Origin of the sequence: Undibacterium sp. Di26W, assembly GCF_049340265.1 — a bacterium.
GTDB lineage: Bacteria > Pseudomonadota > Gammaproteobacteria > Burkholderiales > Burkholderiaceae_D > Undibacterium.
On sequence record NZ_JBMPOR010000004.1, the window covers coordinates 21,782 to 35,614 of the forward strand.

At 53.2% G+C, this 13,833-nt stretch carries 18 protein-coding genes; 11 read left to right on the top strand and 7 right to left on the bottom strand.

Annotated elements, in window-relative coordinates:
- Complete coding sequence (gene rodA / locus ACO0LM_RS06195) at nt 1-1,110, top strand: rod shape-determining protein RodA (protein ID WP_423035299.1); 1,110 nt, start codon at nt 1-3, stop codon at nt 1,108-1,110.
- A complete protein-coding gene (locus tag ACO0LM_RS06200; RefSeq protein WP_423035302.1) occupies nt 1,107-2,216 on the top strand; it encodes a septal ring lytic transglycosylase RlpA family protein in 1,110 nt (369 codons plus the stop codon). Before rodA ends, ACO0LM_RS06200 begins: the two co-directional genes overlap by 4 nt.
- 34 nt (nt 2,217-2,250) lie before the next feature.
- Here ACO0LM_RS06200 and rsmI read toward each other — a convergent pair whose 3' ends face one another.
- Nucleotides 2,251-3,168 (bottom strand): 16S rRNA (cytidine(1402)-2'-O)-methyltransferase, encoded by a 918-nt coding sequence (gene rsmI / locus ACO0LM_RS06205; RefSeq protein WP_423035312.1) that lies wholly within the window; start codon nt 3,166-3,168, stop codon nt 2,251-2,253.
- Between the two features lie 119 nt (nt 3,169-3,287).
- Here rsmI and ACO0LM_RS06210 point away from each other — a divergent pair, with 119 nt between their 5' ends.
- The 4 genes from ACO0LM_RS06210 to ACO0LM_RS06225 all read left to right on the top strand — a co-directional run bounded on the left by ACO0LM_RS06210 (nt 3,288) and on the right by ACO0LM_RS06225 (nt 5,805).
- The gene (locus ACO0LM_RS06210; RefSeq protein ID WP_423035314.1) at nt 3,288-3,686 is read left to right on the top strand and encodes a YraN family protein; all 399 of its coding nucleotides are present in this window, start codon (nt 3,288-3,290) and stop codon (nt 3,684-3,686) included.
- Between the two features lie 181 nt (nt 3,687-3,867).
- Nucleotides 3,868-4,464, top strand: a complete 597-nt coding sequence (locus ACO0LM_RS06215) for a phosphoheptose isomerase (RefSeq protein ID WP_423035316.1) — start codon at nt 3,868-3,870, stop codon at nt 4,462-4,464.
- Nucleotides 4,457-5,119 (top strand): BON domain-containing protein, encoded by a 663-nt coding sequence (locus ACO0LM_RS06220; protein WP_423035318.1) that lies wholly within the window; start codon nt 4,457-4,459, stop codon nt 5,117-5,119. Before ACO0LM_RS06215 ends, ACO0LM_RS06220 begins: the two co-directional genes overlap by 8 nt.
- Nucleotides 5,120-5,265: 146 nt before the next feature.
- Entirely contained in the window at nt 5,266-5,805 is a 540-nt protein-coding gene (locus tag ACO0LM_RS06225; RefSeq protein ID WP_423035320.1) for a LemA family protein, read from the top strand.
- Nucleotides 5,806-5,855: 50 nt separating this feature from the next.
- Here ACO0LM_RS06225 and ACO0LM_RS06230 read toward each other — a convergent pair whose 3' ends face one another.
- Genes ACO0LM_RS06230 through ACO0LM_RS06250 form a run of 5 tightly spaced genes read right to left on the bottom strand, consistent with a single transcriptional unit; the run spans nt 5,856 to nt 8,061 of the window.
- Nucleotides 5,856-6,281, bottom strand: a complete 426-nt coding sequence (locus tag ACO0LM_RS06230; RefSeq protein ID WP_423035322.1) for a BLUF domain-containing protein — start codon at nt 6,279-6,281, stop codon at nt 5,856-5,858.
- Nucleotides 6,282-6,293: 12 nt separating this feature from the next.
- A complete protein-coding gene (gene folE, locus ACO0LM_RS06235; RefSeq protein WP_422983751.1) occupies nt 6,294-7,001 on the bottom strand; it encodes a GTP cyclohydrolase I in 708 nt (235 codons plus the stop codon).
- Between the two features lie 25 nt (nt 7,002-7,026).
- Complete coding sequence (locus tag ACO0LM_RS06240; RefSeq protein ID WP_423035324.1) at nt 7,027-7,260, bottom strand: cysteine-rich CWC family protein; 234 nt, start codon at nt 7,258-7,260, stop codon at nt 7,027-7,029.
- Complete coding sequence (locus ACO0LM_RS06245) at nt 7,257-7,481, bottom strand: zf-HC2 domain-containing protein (RefSeq protein ID WP_423035326.1); 225 nt, start codon at nt 7,479-7,481, stop codon at nt 7,257-7,259. The genes ACO0LM_RS06240 and ACO0LM_RS06245 overlap by 4 nt, the downstream gene beginning before the upstream one ends.
- A 13-nt stretch (nt 7,482-7,494) precedes the next feature.
- Entirely contained in the window at nt 7,495-8,061 is a 567-nt protein-coding gene (locus ACO0LM_RS06250; RefSeq protein ID WP_423035328.1) for a sigma-70 family RNA polymerase sigma factor, read from the bottom strand.
- Between the two features lie 360 nt (nt 8,062-8,421).
- Between ACO0LM_RS06250 and argB the strand changes: the two genes are divergently transcribed.
- The 5 genes from argB to ACO0LM_RS06275 all read left to right on the top strand — a co-directional run bounded on the left by argB (nt 8,422) and on the right by ACO0LM_RS06275 (nt 12,480).
- A complete protein-coding gene (gene argB, locus ACO0LM_RS06255; RefSeq protein ID WP_423035330.1) occupies nt 8,422-9,354 on the top strand; it encodes an acetylglutamate kinase in 933 nt (310 codons plus the stop codon).
- Between the two features lie 34 nt (nt 9,355-9,388).
- On the top strand, nt 9,389-10,090 hold the full coding sequence (locus tag ACO0LM_RS06260; protein ID WP_423035332.1) for a pyrimidine 5'-nucleotidase: 702 nt from the start codon (nt 9,389-9,391) through the stop codon (nt 10,088-10,090).
- A gap of 184 nt (nt 10,091-10,274) precedes the next feature.
- Nucleotides 10,275-10,850, top strand: coding sequence for a nucleoid occlusion factor SlmA (gene slmA, locus ACO0LM_RS06265; protein ID WP_423035333.1), 576 nt, complete (start codon nt 10,275-10,277; stop codon nt 10,848-10,850).
- Between the two features lie 171 nt (nt 10,851-11,021).
- Nucleotides 11,022-11,792 carry a helix-turn-helix transcriptional regulator gene (locus ACO0LM_RS06270; RefSeq protein WP_423035335.1) on the top strand — a complete coding sequence of 257 codons (771 nt, stop codon included), beginning with the start codon at nt 11,022-11,024 and terminating at the stop codon, nt 11,790-11,792.
- A 217-nt stretch (nt 11,793-12,009) separates the two neighbouring features.
- On the top strand, nt 12,010-12,480 hold the full coding sequence (locus ACO0LM_RS06275) for a DUF962 domain-containing protein (RefSeq protein WP_423035337.1): 471 nt from the start codon (nt 12,010-12,012) through the stop codon (nt 12,478-12,480).
- Nucleotides 12,481-12,498: 18 nt separating this feature from the next.
- Here the strand turns inward: ACO0LM_RS06275 and ACO0LM_RS06280 are convergent, their stop codons facing one another.
- Nucleotides 12,499-13,749: a diguanylate cyclase domain-containing protein gene (locus tag ACO0LM_RS06280; RefSeq protein WP_423035339.1), complete on the bottom strand. Its 1,251-nt coding sequence runs from the start codon at nt 13,747-13,749 to the stop codon at nt 12,499-12,501.
- Nucleotides 13,750-13,833: the final 84 nt, after the last annotated feature.

Below are 13,833 nucleotides of genomic sequence, written 5' to 3' on the forward strand. Positions count from 1 at the left end.
ATGCAAAAACGCGGTATTAACTGGCATTTTGTCCGCTCGCACATTCTGGTATTTGATGCGACGCTGGCGATTTTGATTTTCCTGATCATGTCCATCGGCATCGTCACGCTGTATTCGGCCGGTATTGATTTCCCTGGGCGCGTGGAAGATCAATTGAGGAACATTCTGGTTTCCTTCATCATCATGTGGATAGCTGCAAATGTGCCACCACAAACCCTGATGCGCTTTGCCATTCCAATCTATACCTTTGGTATCGCCCTGTTACTGGCAGTGGCAGCCTTTGGCCTGGTCAAAAAAGGTTCAAGGCGCTGGATTAACGTCGGTATGACCATACAGCCTTCCGAAATGATGAAGATAGCCACACCGCTCATGCTGGCATGGTATTTCCAAAAGCGCGAAGGGGCTTTGCGCTGGCGCGATTTTGTCATTGCCGCCGTCATCCTGGGCATACCAGTGGCCTTGATTGCCAAACAGCCTGATCTGGGAACGGCCATGCTGGTTGTCGCCGCCGGTTTTACCGTGGTGTTTCTGGCAGGGCTGTCCTGGAAGTTTCTGCTGTCGCTGGGTGTTGCTGCCGCCCTGATTATCCCGACGGTGGTCTGGCCCATGATGCATGACTATCAGCGTGACCGCGTCCTGACCATGCTGGACCCGAACCGGGATCCGCTGGGCAAAGGTTTTCATATTATCCAGTCCACCATTGCTGTCGGGTCGGGCGGGTTGCATGGCAAGGGTTTTCTGAAAGGTACCCAGGCCCATCTGGAATTCATACCCGAACATACGACCGATTTCATTTTTGCCGTTTTCTCCGAAGAATTTGGTTTTGTCGGCAATGTGATACTGGTCAGCCTGTATTTTCTATTGATCTTACGTTGCCTGATGATTGCGGCAAATGCACCCACCATGTTTGCACGTTTGATGGCTGGTGCCGTGACCATGATATTCTTCACCTATGCCTTTGTGAACATGGGCATGGTGAGCGGCATCGTGCCTGTGGTCGGCGTACCCTTGCCATTTATGAGCTATGGTGGCACCGCCCTGGTCACCTTGGGTATGGGTCTGGGTATCATGATGAGTGTGCAGCGTAACCGCAAGCTGGTGCAAACATGAAAACAGTCTGGACGCAAAAAATTCGACAGAGCAGCCTGCTCCTGGTCAGCCTGGCCAGCCTGATCTTGCTAGCGGCCTGCGGTAGCGCACCGAAACAACATGTCATCATCGCCGATAATCAGCGTCCAGCTACCAGTACCAAACCCGCTAGCGGCAACCAGGCTGCTGCCGCGCCCAAAGCCAATTCCGGAAAAGGTGCCTATTACAAGGATGACGGCCCCGGCGATAACCCGCCCGAAGGGCTGGAAAACACGATAGACCCGGTACCCATGGTGGAAGATTTTTCCCGTTCGGGTAATAAACCCTATGTGGTATTTGGCAAAACCTACACTCCGATTGCAGACAACAGCACACCCTTTGTACAACGCGGCATAGGCAGTTGGTATGGCAAGAAATTCCATGGGCAGAAGACATCTTCCGGTGAGCTGTATGACATGTATAAAATCACTGCTGCTCATCCTACTTTGCCGATTCCTTCGTATGCACGGGTCACCAATTTAAATAACGGCAAGCAGATTATTGTACGCATCAATGACCGAGGCCCCTTCCACGCCACCCGCATCATTGATCTGTCATACACCGCCGCGCTGAAACTGGATGTCATCGGCAAGGGTAGCACCCAGCTGGAGGTGGAGCGTCTGTTGCCTGCTGATATAGAAAGAATGGCAGAAAACCGCAAGAACCAGCCGCCAGCAAGACCGGTGACTGTGCTTGCCGCCGCTATGCCGACACCGGTGCCGGCGAGGGAAGAAGCCCTGGCCCGACCGGCAGAAAAAACACCCGGTATGAGCATGGAAGAATTGCTGGCCGCGCAGGAAAACCGGCCAGTAGAAAAATTGCCGGCAGCAACAACTGCCCCGGTGGCATCAACAGGCAGCGCCTATTACATACAGTTTGGTGCCTATGCGATACGGGCCAATGCCGAATCCATCATGAGCCATCTGAAGGGCAGGGCAACCAGCCTGCTGCCGGGTTTTGATATCGTCCGGCAGGGTAGTCTTTACCGTCTGGTCAGCGGCCCATTCAATAGCCGTTCCGAAGCCAACGCCGCGATTGCCCAGGCCAATGAGCTGGGCGTGGGTCGTCCCATGGTGGTACAGCGCTAGTGTAGTGTTGCACTAGGACCTGCAGGGAGTTGGTTCAGTTTTTTTCATCATCCTGCTTCATTTCCAGTGCCAGTTGATACAAGGCGTTTTTCTTTTGCCCCGTCAATTGCGCGGCCAGTGATGCCGCCTGTTTGACCGAGCATTCTTCCAGCAGGATAGTCAATACGCGCCGGGCTTCCGCCTGTTGATCCTCTTCTATCACCGCAGCAGCTTCGATCAGGATCACATATTCACCTTTTTCGCGATGGCTGTCAGCCGCCAACCAGGCTGCGGCTTCACTTAGTGGGCAACGGTGGATCTCCTCAAAAAGTTTGCTGACTTCACGTGCCAGCACGATACGTCGTGTCGGGCCAAAAATCGCCAGCATGGCTTGCACTGATTCGATGATGCGGTGTGGTGCCTCATAAAAAATCAGGCTGGCAGCCACATTACTTACTTCGCGCAGCATGCTCTCGCGCTGGCCTGCCTTGGCGGGCAAGAAACCGACAAAATAAAACCGGTCATGGATCAGGCCGCTGGCCGACAGGGCGCTGATGGCGGCCGAAGCACCCGGCAGAGGTGTTACCGGCAGCCCGGCCAGTTTGATCGCATCAACGATTTTGGCACCAGGGTCGGATACGCCTGGCGTACCGGCATCTGATACCAGGGCGATGCGGTCCCCTGCCTGCAGGCGTTGCAGGATTTTTTCTGCCACTTCACGTTCATTGTGTTGATGGGCTGCGATCAATGGTTTGCTGATGCCATAACGCGTCAGCAATTGCGCCGTATTGCGGGTATCTTCGCAGGCAATCGCATCGGCCAGCGACAGCAAATGCAGGGCACGCAAAGAAATATCCGCGACATTCCCAATTGGCGTGGCGACTACATATAATGTACCAGCCGGATAATTTTGCCGGGTTACCGTTTCTATGATGTTGGCACTTGTGAACAGTGCATTTTCAGTCGTGGTCATGCGTGCGCGTTCCTGTGCAAGAGGGCAGTTGTTGCAACATGCTATGGCCCGTGGTGACGGGCCGCCGAACATTGCAACAGCTTCTGTTTATTAAATCAATTTATCAGGATTGTACGCCAATGAGACCTACCCTGACCGCCCAACCGCAAGCTGACCAGCCGCAGGATGACCGCCGTACCAGCCGTCGTCGCAGTGGCGATGAAGCCGAAAACCAGGCACTGCTGTATTTGCAAAAAGCGGGCTTGAAGCTGGTGCTGCAAAACTTTTCCTGCAAAGGGGGAGAAATTGATTTGATCATGCTGGATGGTGCAACACTGGTGTTTGTCGAAGTCAGAAAGCGCAGTTCCATGCAGTTTGGTGGTGCCGTGGCCAGCGTCACGCCAGCCAAGCAAAGACGCATGGTGCATGCGGCGCAGGTGTATTTGCTGTCAAAAAAATCGCAGGCGGCCTGCCGTTTCGATTTGATCGCGATGGATGGTGACAGCATCAACTGGCTGAAAAATATTATTGTCGCCTGAAGAATGGGGGAAAATGGCGACAAGTGTCACCAACAGACAGTAAAACATCGTTTCTGCCTGATATGTTGAACGAATATCCTTACTCACCATGGATATCCCCATGCCGCAGCGTGGTGCTCAGGTCCTTGAATTTGCGATAATTGCTTGGTCAGGCCCGGCCTGCCGTATAATTTGACGCACTATGACAAACCAACGCATATTGGCGCACTTTCAGGAAAGTGCCGAATTAAAGATGAGGGCAGCTGCCGAATTGGCCCTGCCTATTTCACAAGCCGTGGAACTCATGTTCCTGGCATTGTCTAACGGTAACAAGATACTCGCCTGTGGCAACGGCGGTTCGGCCGCGGATTGTCAGCATTTTGCTGCTGAACTGGTAGGACGTTTTGAACGTGAACGCCTGCCCTTGCCTGCCATGGCGTTGACAACCGATACATCCATACTGACTGCTGTGGCGAATGATTACAGTTTTCAGGAAGTGTTTTCCAAGCAGGTACAGGCATTCGGGCAGTCTGGCGATATCTTGCTGGCCCTTTCCACTTCAGGCAATTCTGCCAGCGTGGTCAATGCGGTCAATGCTGCGCTTGAACGGGATATGCGTGTGATTGCGCTGACTGGCAAGGGTGGTGGTGAAATCAGGAATATCCTGACTGAGGCAGACGTACATATATGCGTACCGCATGAGCGTACTGCGCGCATACAAGAAGTTCATTTATTGGCCATACACTGTTTGTGTGACGGCATAGATGCCGCATTATTTGGAGGTGATGTAGATGAGTAAAAAAACCTGGAACAAGTTTGTCCGTCCCATGGCGACGCTTGGGCTGTGCTTTGCTGCCGCCATGAGCCTGCAGGGTTGCGTGGAAATGGTGGTTGGCAGTGCGGTAGTCGGCACCTTTGCCGCAACTGACCGCCGCACTTTTGGTGCGCAGACCGAAGACAAGGCCATTGTGATCAAAGGCGAGACCCGCATTCCGCGTCTGCTTGGAAAAAATGGCCATGTCAACGTCAATTCATTTAACCGTCGCGTCTTGCTGACCGGTGAAGTCGTGGATGAAAATGCCAAGGCCGCAGCAGAGCGCGAAATGCAGGCCATAGACGGCGTTGTTTCAGTCATGAATGAACTGCAGGTTGCCGGCTCCTCAGACTTCGCTGCACGTTCCAACGATACCTTGCTGACCACCAAGGTCAAAGCGACCTTCGTTGACAACAAGGAATTGCAGGCGAATGCCATCAAGGTCGTGAGCGAGGCCGGTGTTGTTTATCTGATGGGCAGGGTAACCCAGCGTGAAGGTAGCCTGGCTGCCGATCTGTCCAGCAGTATCAGTGGAGTTCGCAAAGTGGTGAAAGTGTTTGAATACATCAGCGAAGCGGAATGGAAAGAATATCAGGTCACGCCTAACAAGATGGAAAACAAGACCGAAAACAATAATTAATTGAATTTGTAAGCAAGCAAGACCGACATGTTGTCGGTTTTGTTTTTTTGAAAGGAGGCGCAGTGTTCTTGCTGTAGTGCATGAAACTGCGCCGGCAAATCTTTCTGCCCACATGCCCCTGCCCTTCATCTTTGACAGGAGAAATCATGTTCGCATTGGTATCGCTGGTCGTCGGCGCCCTGCTGGTATTTTGGGTGATCGGCGTCTACAACCGCCTGATCTTGGCACGCAATCATTTCAAGAATGCTTTTTCACCTGTTGATGCCCATCTGAAACAACGTTATGAGCTGATACCAAACCTGGTCGAGGTTGCCAAAGGCTATATGAAGCATGAGCGCGAAACGCTGGAGGCAGTCATCATGGCGCGCAATCTGGCTGTGACCGCAATTGACAAGGCCAGTGCAGATCCGTCTAAAGCCAAGGCAGTACAGCAACTGGCTGCTGCCGAAGTGGCACTGATCGCCGCCTTGGCAAAAATGTACGCGCTGTCCCAGTCGTATCCTGATCTCAGGGCCAACCCGCACATGGTGCAGTTGAGCGAAGAGCTGAGCAATACGGAAAGCAAGATCGTGTTTTCACGCCAGGCCTACAACGACAGCGTCATGCAGTACAACATCAATATCGAACAGATGCCTGGCTCGGTGATTGCAAAGCTGTTCTTCTTCCGTGCCGGCGCGTTACTATAAGATCGTAAACACGAGCAATGCGCGCTATTCATTGCACCACAGCTGGTGGCTCAGGTACGGCCGACGATGGACGCCGTCGCCATCAATTCATCAATCAGTGCCAGCAAAATCTTGCCTGACATGCGATGTGGTTCCAGCACCGGCAAGGGAGAATATTTCAGCAGGATGGAGGGATTGATTTTTCCCATGTTTGCCTGACCCATGGTCCAGCCTGAATAGCGGCGTTCAAGGATTTCTTCATAGTCGAGCAAGATCACATCCGTGTGGCGAGGGTCGCGCAGAATATGGCCATACAGGGTGTTGACCGCGTCGCGGCCACCTTCCAGCACCTGCATGAAGACCTGGTCGCTGTGACAGAGCACACCGGTGATTCCAAATTGTGGATTGTGCAGACGTGACTGGCCGACGATGGATTGCACCATGTCGCAGATTTTATCGTCAACAGCGCGGCTGGCATAAAGTAGGCGTACTAGCATGGTCAATCCCGGTTAGCGTTTGATCAGAGATAAAAATTCACGGCGCAGATTCGCATCCTTGAGGAAGGAACCATGCATCACACTGTTAATCATGGCCGTTTCCATGTCCTTGACGCCACGCCAGTGCATGCAAAAGTGATCTGCTTCCATCACCACGGCCAGGCCATCGGGCTGCATTTTTTCTTGCAGGGTGTCGGCCAGTTGTACCACGGCTTCTTCCTGTATTTGCGGGCGGCTCATAACCCATTCGGCGATGCGGGCATATTTCGACAGGCCGATCAGGTTTGAATGCTCATTCGGCATGACCCCTATCCAGACCTTGCCGATAATCGGGCAAAGATGATGCGAGCAAGCGCTGCGTACCGTGATCGGGCCGATGATCATCAATTCGTTCAGGTGCGAGGCGTTCGGGAATTCAGTGACGGAAGGCATGGGCACATAGCGCCCCTTGAACACTTCCTGAATAAACATCTTCGCCACCCGTCTGCCGGTATCCTGGGTGTTGTGATCGCTTTCGGTATCAATCACCAGGCTTTCCAATACGGCACGCAATTTTTCTTCCACTTCTGCCTGCAATTCCTCCATTTCGCCTGCTTCGATGAAACGGGCGATATTGTCGTTGGCGTGAAAGCGCGTTTTGCTGGCCGTGATACGTTCACGGATGCGCTGTGAAACAGGGACGTTGACAGCTTTGTAAGCGAGGGGCGTATCGTTGGACATGCTGAACTAACCAGATATAAAAGGCTTATGGTAACTGAATTGCCGGATCGGCGTCGTTGGCCTGGTCCCGCAGGGCTTCACGCTCGGCCTTCCATTGAGGCAGGCATTGCGCACAAAAACAACTGGCGTCGGCGTTCAGTTTACCATCAGGCAAGCTGCTCAGGGCGATCGGCGGCAGGGCCGTACACCAGCAAGGCTGACCAGTTTGGTCTGCCATTGCACAGGTAAACGCCGTCTGGCAACGTGGACAAATGCTCATTCGCCGCCATCCTGCTTGCCAGTCTCTGTCGATGACAAGGTCCGCAAGGCAGATTGCCGCATGGCTGTGCGCATGAAAGACATTTGCCCATTGAAACTGGTGCAATAATCGCATATGGCCAGATGCATTTTCAATTTGCTGCGTTCGGACAGGCTCAGTCGCCTGTCCATGCCTTCCGAAATAAGCTGGTGTGCCTGTTTGCAAGCGATAAATAATGACATGTGTTTTCCTCTGCTACTTGTGGCCGAACCAGTTCAGGTCCAGGCATTCACGCAACCGCAGACGTGCGCGATACAGCACTACCCAAAGATTAGACGTGGTCAGTTCCAATTCCTTACAAATTTCTTCTGTCTCCAGTTCCAGCCACTCGCGCATCATGAAAACCCGGGCAGTTTTGGCTGGCAAGTTTTCCAGACAGACTTCCAGTACGCGGAAAAAGTCTTTTTGTTGTAAAGCTGCTTCCGGTGCCCCCCAGCCGGAAGGGGTACCGATCACGTGACCATTGGCATTAAATAAACTGTCGATCAGGTCGTCTTCGGATTCATCTTCTTTTGTTTCCAGCGGTTTCTCTTTTTTCAGGCTGCGCAGGTGGTCAATGATCTTGAACTTCAGTATGCCGGTGACGTAGGTGCGCAATGAAGAATTACCGGCAAAGCTGTCCGGTTTTTCTAGCACTGCTAGCAATGTTTCTTGCACGGCATCTTCTGCAGCGCTTTCATTTCGCAGTTGCAATTGTGCAAAGCGAAACAGGCCGGGACGTAAAATTTCCAGCTGTTGGTGCAGATCTGTTATGGATGGCATAAGTTTCGTAACTGAATTGAAAAAGCTTTCGCTGCAATTCCTGTAAAATTCAGGTTAGATAAAATAACCTATTTTTCAGGACTTTCACAAAATTGTCCCCGTAAGAATCTGTTTACGATCTGTAGCGAGCGAGTGTGCGTGCATCAGCGGGGTGAAGAGCCGCGCAAAAAGCGGAATGTACTTTAGTACATGAGCATTTTGAGCAGCGCATGAGCCCCGATCACGCTCGCGCTTAAGATAGAAAACAGGTTCTAAGACGTAGTAGCGACGACAACAGTAGCATTGGTCGACCGGGCGCTGCAACACAACTGGGGCGATTTTCTGAAAGTCCTGCTCATCATCTCTTCAGGATACCGTCATATGAGTGATTTGAATGCTAACACGGCAGAAGCGCCTGCAACCGAAGACAGACTGGCAGGCGTAGAACCTGCCATCAAAGCCGAAATCCTGGCGGAAGCCCTGCCGTATATCCGTAAATTCCACGGCAAAACCATCGTCGTCAAATACGGCGGCAATGCGATGACGGAAGAACGCCTGAAACATGGCTTTGCCCGCGACGTTATCCTGCTCAAGCTGGTAGGCATGAATCCTGTCGTGGTCCACGGTGGTGGCCCGCAAATCGACAATGCCCTCAAGAAGATGGGCAAGCAGGGTACCTTCATCCAGGGTATGCGTATCACCGATGAAGAAACCATGGAAGTGGTTGAATGGGTACTTGGTGGTGAAGTCCAGCAGGATATCGTCATGTTGATCAATCACTATGGCGGTCAGGCCGTGGGTTTGACCGGTAAAGACGGTGGCCTGATCCGTGCCCGCAAGATGATGATGCCGGATCGTGAAAACCCGGGTGCCATGCTGGATATCGGTTTTGTCGGTGAAATTGATGCAATCAACCCGGCGGTGGTCAAAGCGCTGCAGGATGATGCCTTCATCCCCATCATTTCACCCATAGGTTTTGGTGAAGATGGCCAGGCTTACAACATCAATGCCGACCTGGTTGCTGGCAAGATTGCCGAAATCCTGAAGGCTGAAAAGCTGATCATGATGACCAACATCCCCGGCGTAATCGACAAGCAGGGCAATCTGGTCACCGATTTATCTGCCCGTGAAATTGATGAAATGTTTGCCGATGGCACGATTTCCGGCGGCATGCTGCCGAAAATCTCGTCAGCGCTGGATGCTGCCAAGTCAGGTGTGAACACCGTGCATATCATCGATGGCCGCATCGAACATTCGCTGTTGCTGGAAGTGTTGACCGAGCAGGCTTTCGGTACCATGATACGCAGCCATTGATGGGCGGATTGTCTGTAGGCGGAGTGTCAGTCTGATGCGAAGACGCTCCGCGCCCCTGTGGCTGTTTGATCTCGACAATACCCTGCACAATGCTTCGCACGCGATTTTCCCGGCCATCAACCGCAATATGAATGCCTTCCTGGCACGTGTGCTGGGCGATGGTGAAACACCGGCAGATCCTGAAAGGGTGAATGCCATACGGCAGGAATACTATGCGCGCTATGGCGTCACCATGCTGGGCATGGTCAGGCACCATGGCGTCAGGGCCGATGAATTCTTGCATGAAGTGCATCATTTTGATGACCTCAGCAGCATGATACGGCATGAACGTGGCCTGAAAAAACTGCTGCGTCGCCTGCCAGGCAAGAAAATCCTGCTGACGAATGCGCCCCGTGCCTATTCTGGCCGCGTGCTGCGTCACATGGGCCTGCATCGCCATTTTGATGCCCATATACCGGTAGAAGCCATGCGCGTGCATGGCCAATTGCAACCCAAGCCTTCGCGCCCCTATCTGCGCAAGCTCCTGGCCACCTATGGCAAGCGGGCGTCCGACTGTGTTTTGGTGGAAGACAGCATAGAAAACCTGCGTGCCGCCAAGCAGGAAGGGCTGCGTACGGTGTGGGTAACTGGTTACACTCCGGCCCATCAACTGAAAAAATCTGCTGCTTGTGCCGATGTGAAAGTAAAATCAGTCATGCAACTACCGCGCCAAAGCTATCGCCTGTTTGCGCGCTGATCCCCTCTGTTTTGCTTCAAATGCCGTAGAACCTTCATTTTTTTGCTGTTTCTGACACAGAATGCTGGCAAGGGGATTGCTTAGCTGCAAGTCAGTCTTTAAAATCCGCTGCGGTAGCGGTGACATGTTGCCTGTTGGAATCTGATCTCCGGCATTTATTAATTTACTTCATACTGATAAAAACATGGCAAGCACCAAACCCGGCGAAAGAAAATTACAAATCCTCCAGACGCTGGCGGCCATGCTTGAGCACCCCAAAGGTGAAAAAGTCACCACGGCTGCCCTGGCAGCCCGGGTCGAAGTATCAGAAGCGGCGCTGTACCGGCACTTTGCCAGCAAGGCCCAGATGTTCGAAGGCTTGATCGAATTCATCGAAGCCTCGATTTTCGGGCTGATCAACCAGATTTGCGAATCCCAGGACCAGGGCTTGATGCAGGCCCAATCAATCTGCGGCATGTTATTGAATTTTGCCGAAAAAAATCCCGGCATGACCCGTGTCCTGATTGGCGATGCACTGGTGAATGAAGATGAACGCCTGCAATTGCGCATGAACCAGCTGGCTGAAAGACTGGAAATGGCATTTCGCCAATCCCTGCGTCTGGCCGTCAGCCAGGGATATCTGACGGAAGCCGAAGTGCAGGCACGAGCCAACCTCTTGTGCAGTTTTGTGATGGGCCGCTGGCTGCGCTTTGCCAAGTCCGGCTTCAAATTATCGCCGACTGACCTGGCTCCCATGCAAATTGCCCTGTTGCTGAGCTGACCCTGTGGGCAGTGGCTGCTGGGGTGATTGACCTCGCGCTGTGGAAGCCCATCTTTGTTGACGTCCCGCTGTTGACGTTTCGCTGTTGACGTTCATTTAGTGCTGGTGCCATACTCGGTCGTAATGGTGTCCTGCAATCTGCGGGACCGTCACGCAGTCTGCTAATCGCCCATGAAACTGCCGGTTCGACCAGGACACTTATTCTTGTGGCGCGGATATGCACTGGTTATTTCGCCGGGCATCGATTCCACGCCGCATGCGCATTTTGCCTTGCAACTCAGCTACGGCCTGGACCGGTCATTCCGGGCGCGCCTGTCACCCGACGAGCCCTGGACGGAAACCCGCAGTGCCTGTTTCCTTGCCAACCGTATGCACCAGATTGATAGCAATGGCGGCATGCTGGCCCATCTTTTCATTGAATTGCCACGCACCAGCCAGACCGATTTTACCGATCTGCAAGCGGCATTTGGACAGCATCCGGCCTTTGCCGCTATCGCCGCGACACTGGCAAACCAGGCCGCCGCGCTCGATATGCAGGGCGCAGAGGTCCTGCGTCTGGCGTGGCAGGCATGCGCATTGCCGGACAGTCTGCTGACGACCAATTATGATACCCGCATCAGTCAAGCGCTGGCCCATATCCATAGGCAACGTGACGGGCTATGCACTGGTGCCAGTCTGGCGCGCCAGGTGCATTTGTCTGAAAGCCGCTTTACCCATTTATTCCGGCAACAGACCGGCATGACGCTGTCGCGGTATTTGCTGTGGTCACGCATGCTGGATGCAGTTGCTTTTGTCGCGGAAGGGCAAAACATGACCGCCGCCGCCCATGAATCCGGGTTTGCCGACCTGGCCCACATGAGCCGTACCTTTCGCAGCATGATGGGAGTCGCACCTTCAGAATTGCACAGGATGGCGATTGCGTTCAAGCGCGATGCTGTTTGATGCTTTAGTCTGGACCGTGCACATATGCAATGCCACACGGCCGGGCTGATCTGAACGTACTGGCTGGTGCGCATCAATACAAAATCAGGACTTACGAAAAATTGGCCCAGCAAGGCGTGGCGACGAAGGCAGTACTTTAGTACACGGCTCCTAGGAGAGGAGCCACAACGCAGCTGGGGCGGTTTTGCGTAAGTCCTAAAAATTAAAGGAGATCATCATGGAACCAGGCAGCGCCCCACACACACCTCACACCACACAAGCCAGGCAGATAGACCTGTTACTGTCGAAATACAGCGAAAGTCACTTGAACCCGACCAATGAACTGATACATTGCGTCTGTGTACCCGCCATCGTTTTATCTTTCCTGGGGCTGATCTGGGCAGCGCATCCACTGGCTGCCTTGCTGGTGACGGTCGTGTCGCTGGTTTATTACATGAGTTTGTCTGTCAGTTTTGCTATTGGCATGCTGGCCATGTCAGCCAGTATGTTGTGGGTACTGTCGCAACTGCCACAGCAATGGATGTGGCAAATCTCGCTGGGGATTTTTGTGGTGGCCTGGATAGGGCAGTTCATCGGCCACAAAATAGAAGGCAAGAAACCTTCCTTCTTTGATGACCTGCGTTTTTTACTGATAGGCCCGTTGTTTGTATTGGGTGTTTTATTTCGCCGCCTGCGTATCGCTTATTGATGGAATTTTGACGGACGGTCAGAATTCCTGATGCTGGATAGGTGGTGACGCCTTCGGCAGGTCGCTGCTGAACAGCCGCCAGGTATTGCGGCCTTCTGCTTTTGCTGCTTTCAAGGCGACATCTGTGTTATGCAGGAACAGGCGTTGTTCTTTGGCATGCAGGGGGCAGCAGGCCACACCAATACTGGCGGTGATGACGATTTGCTTGCCACGCAAGGTCATGGGCTGATGGATGGCCTGCACCAGGCGCTCGGCCAGGGTCTTGACCACCTCCAGATTACCAACCTGCGGCATGATGACGGCAAATTCATCGCCATCTACCCGGCACAGGGTATCGGTGTTGCGCAAGACAGCGCACAAGCGGCTGGCCATGGTTGTCAGGATCAGGTCGCCGGCATCGTAACCAAAACTCTCGCTCAAGCCCTTGAAGTGATCGAGATCGATAAACATCAGCGCTGCCAGTTCATCACTGGCGACGGCATCGTCCAGGCAATTGGTCACCAGCCGGTGGAAATAATGGCGATTCGGTAACTTGGTCAGGCTGTCATGATTGTTCAGGATGGCCAGGCGGCTGTCAGCTTCGCGGCGCTCGCGGGCTTCGCTTTGCATATCATTTTCCCAAGCCTCCATGCGTGCCAGCACCAGGTTGAAATGCATGTTCAGGCTACCAAAATCATGCTCGGGGTCTTGCGGTGCGCGCAGGCTGTAATCACCCAGAGTCGAGACTTTCTCCGCGATGACAGTCAGGGCCAGGATGGGGCGCAAGTCCTGTAACTGTTTTTTCGTCAGCCAGTAGGCTGCTGCGACCGTCATCAAAACAGCAATCAAACCACCGGCCAGTAAAAAGCTCAGTATATGCTGACGTAGCGGCTGGCTACTGCTGTATAGCAACACCTGGCCAATCACGGCACTCCCATTGGTGATAGGCGCAATAGCCATGAAATAGCCAGAACGGTATTCAGACTGGTGACGCCTGACCAGGGAAACGGCGCTGAACTCATTGGTCTTGATCAATTGCCCCTGTATATTCCAGGCCAGTATGGCCTGGCCGTTGCGGTCATACACCGTGGCACTCTGCATGTCCTGGGTATTGGTGGCATTTAACAGCCTATTCTGCAACTGGCGGGTGTCGCCGCTTGCCATCGCATCGGCCATATTGCTGGCCAGCGTGTCGGCCTTATAGATGGTTTCTGCGCGTATGCTTGCCTGCATCAGGTAGGTGGATACCCCCAAGGTCAACAACAGCACGACCAGCATGGAGATTGCCATCGTGATCAGATTCTGGCGAAATATTTTTTTTGCCAATGGCAACCTGAAAAAAGCATTTTGCATGGATGGGAAGATAGACCGAAT

What these genes read in the sequence shown, in the direction of transcription:
- ACO0LM_RS06260 (WP_423035332.1), top strand. Translation starts at nt 9,389, where the DNA reads ATGCGAAGACGCTCCGCGCCCCTGTGGCTGTTTGATCTCGACAATACC.
- argB (WP_423035330.1), top strand. Translation starts at nt 8,422, where the DNA reads ATGAGTGATTTGAATGCTAACACGGCAGAAGCGCCTGCAACCGAAGAC.
- ACO0LM_RS06270 (WP_423035335.1), top strand. Translation starts at nt 11,022, where the DNA reads ATGAAACTGCCGGTTCGACCAGGACACTTATTCTTGTGGCGCGGATAT.
- folE (WP_422983751.1), bottom strand. Translation starts at nt 7,001, where the DNA reads ATGTCCAACGATACGCCCCTCGCTTACAAAGCTGTCAACGTCCCTGTT.
- ACO0LM_RS06275 (WP_423035337.1), top strand. Translation starts at nt 12,010, where the DNA reads ATGGAACCAGGCAGCGCCCCACACACACCTCACACCACACAAGCCAGG.
- ACO0LM_RS06215 (WP_423035316.1), top strand. Translation starts at nt 3,868, where the DNA reads ATGACAAACCAACGCATATTGGCGCACTTTCAGGAAAGTGCCGAATTA.
- rodA (WP_423035299.1), top strand. Translation starts at nt 1, where the DNA reads ATGCAAAAACGCGGTATTAACTGGCATTTTGTCCGCTCGCACATTCTG.
- ACO0LM_RS06210 (WP_423035314.1), top strand. Translation starts at nt 3,288, where the DNA reads ATGAGACCTACCCTGACCGCCCAACCGCAAGCTGACCAGCCGCAGGAT.
- ACO0LM_RS06200 (WP_423035302.1), top strand. Translation starts at nt 1,107, where the DNA reads ATGAAAACAGTCTGGACGCAAAAAATTCGACAGAGCAGCCTGCTCCTG.
- slmA (WP_423035333.1), top strand. Translation starts at nt 10,275, where the DNA reads ATGGCAAGCACCAAACCCGGCGAAAGAAAATTACAAATCCTCCAGACG.
- ACO0LM_RS06240 (WP_423035324.1), bottom strand. Translation starts at nt 7,260, where the DNA reads ATGAGCATTTGTCCACGTTGCCAGACGGCGTTTACCTGTGCAATGGCA.
- ACO0LM_RS06225 (WP_423035320.1), top strand. Translation starts at nt 5,266, where the DNA reads ATGTTCGCATTGGTATCGCTGGTCGTCGGCGCCCTGCTGGTATTTTGG.
- ACO0LM_RS06280 (WP_423035339.1), bottom strand. Translation starts at nt 13,749, where the DNA reads ATGGCAATCTCCATGCTGGTCGTGCTGTTGTTGACCTTGGGGGTATCC.
- ACO0LM_RS06250 (WP_423035328.1), bottom strand. Translation starts at nt 8,061, where the DNA reads ATGCCATCCATAACAGATCTGCACCAACAGCTGGAAATTTTACGTCCC.
- rsmI (WP_423035312.1), bottom strand. Translation starts at nt 3,168, where the DNA reads ATGACCACGACTGAAAATGCACTGTTCACAAGTGCCAACATCATAGAA.
- ACO0LM_RS06220 (WP_423035318.1), top strand. Translation starts at nt 4,457, where the DNA reads ATGAGTAAAAAAACCTGGAACAAGTTTGTCCGTCCCATGGCGACGCTT.
- ACO0LM_RS06230 (WP_423035322.1), bottom strand. Translation starts at nt 6,281, where the DNA reads ATGCTAGTACGCCTACTTTATGCCAGCCGCGCTGTTGACGATAAAATC.
- ACO0LM_RS06245 (WP_423035326.1), bottom strand. Translation starts at nt 7,481, where the DNA reads ATGTCATTATTTATCGCTTGCAAACAGGCACACCAGCTTATTTCGGAA.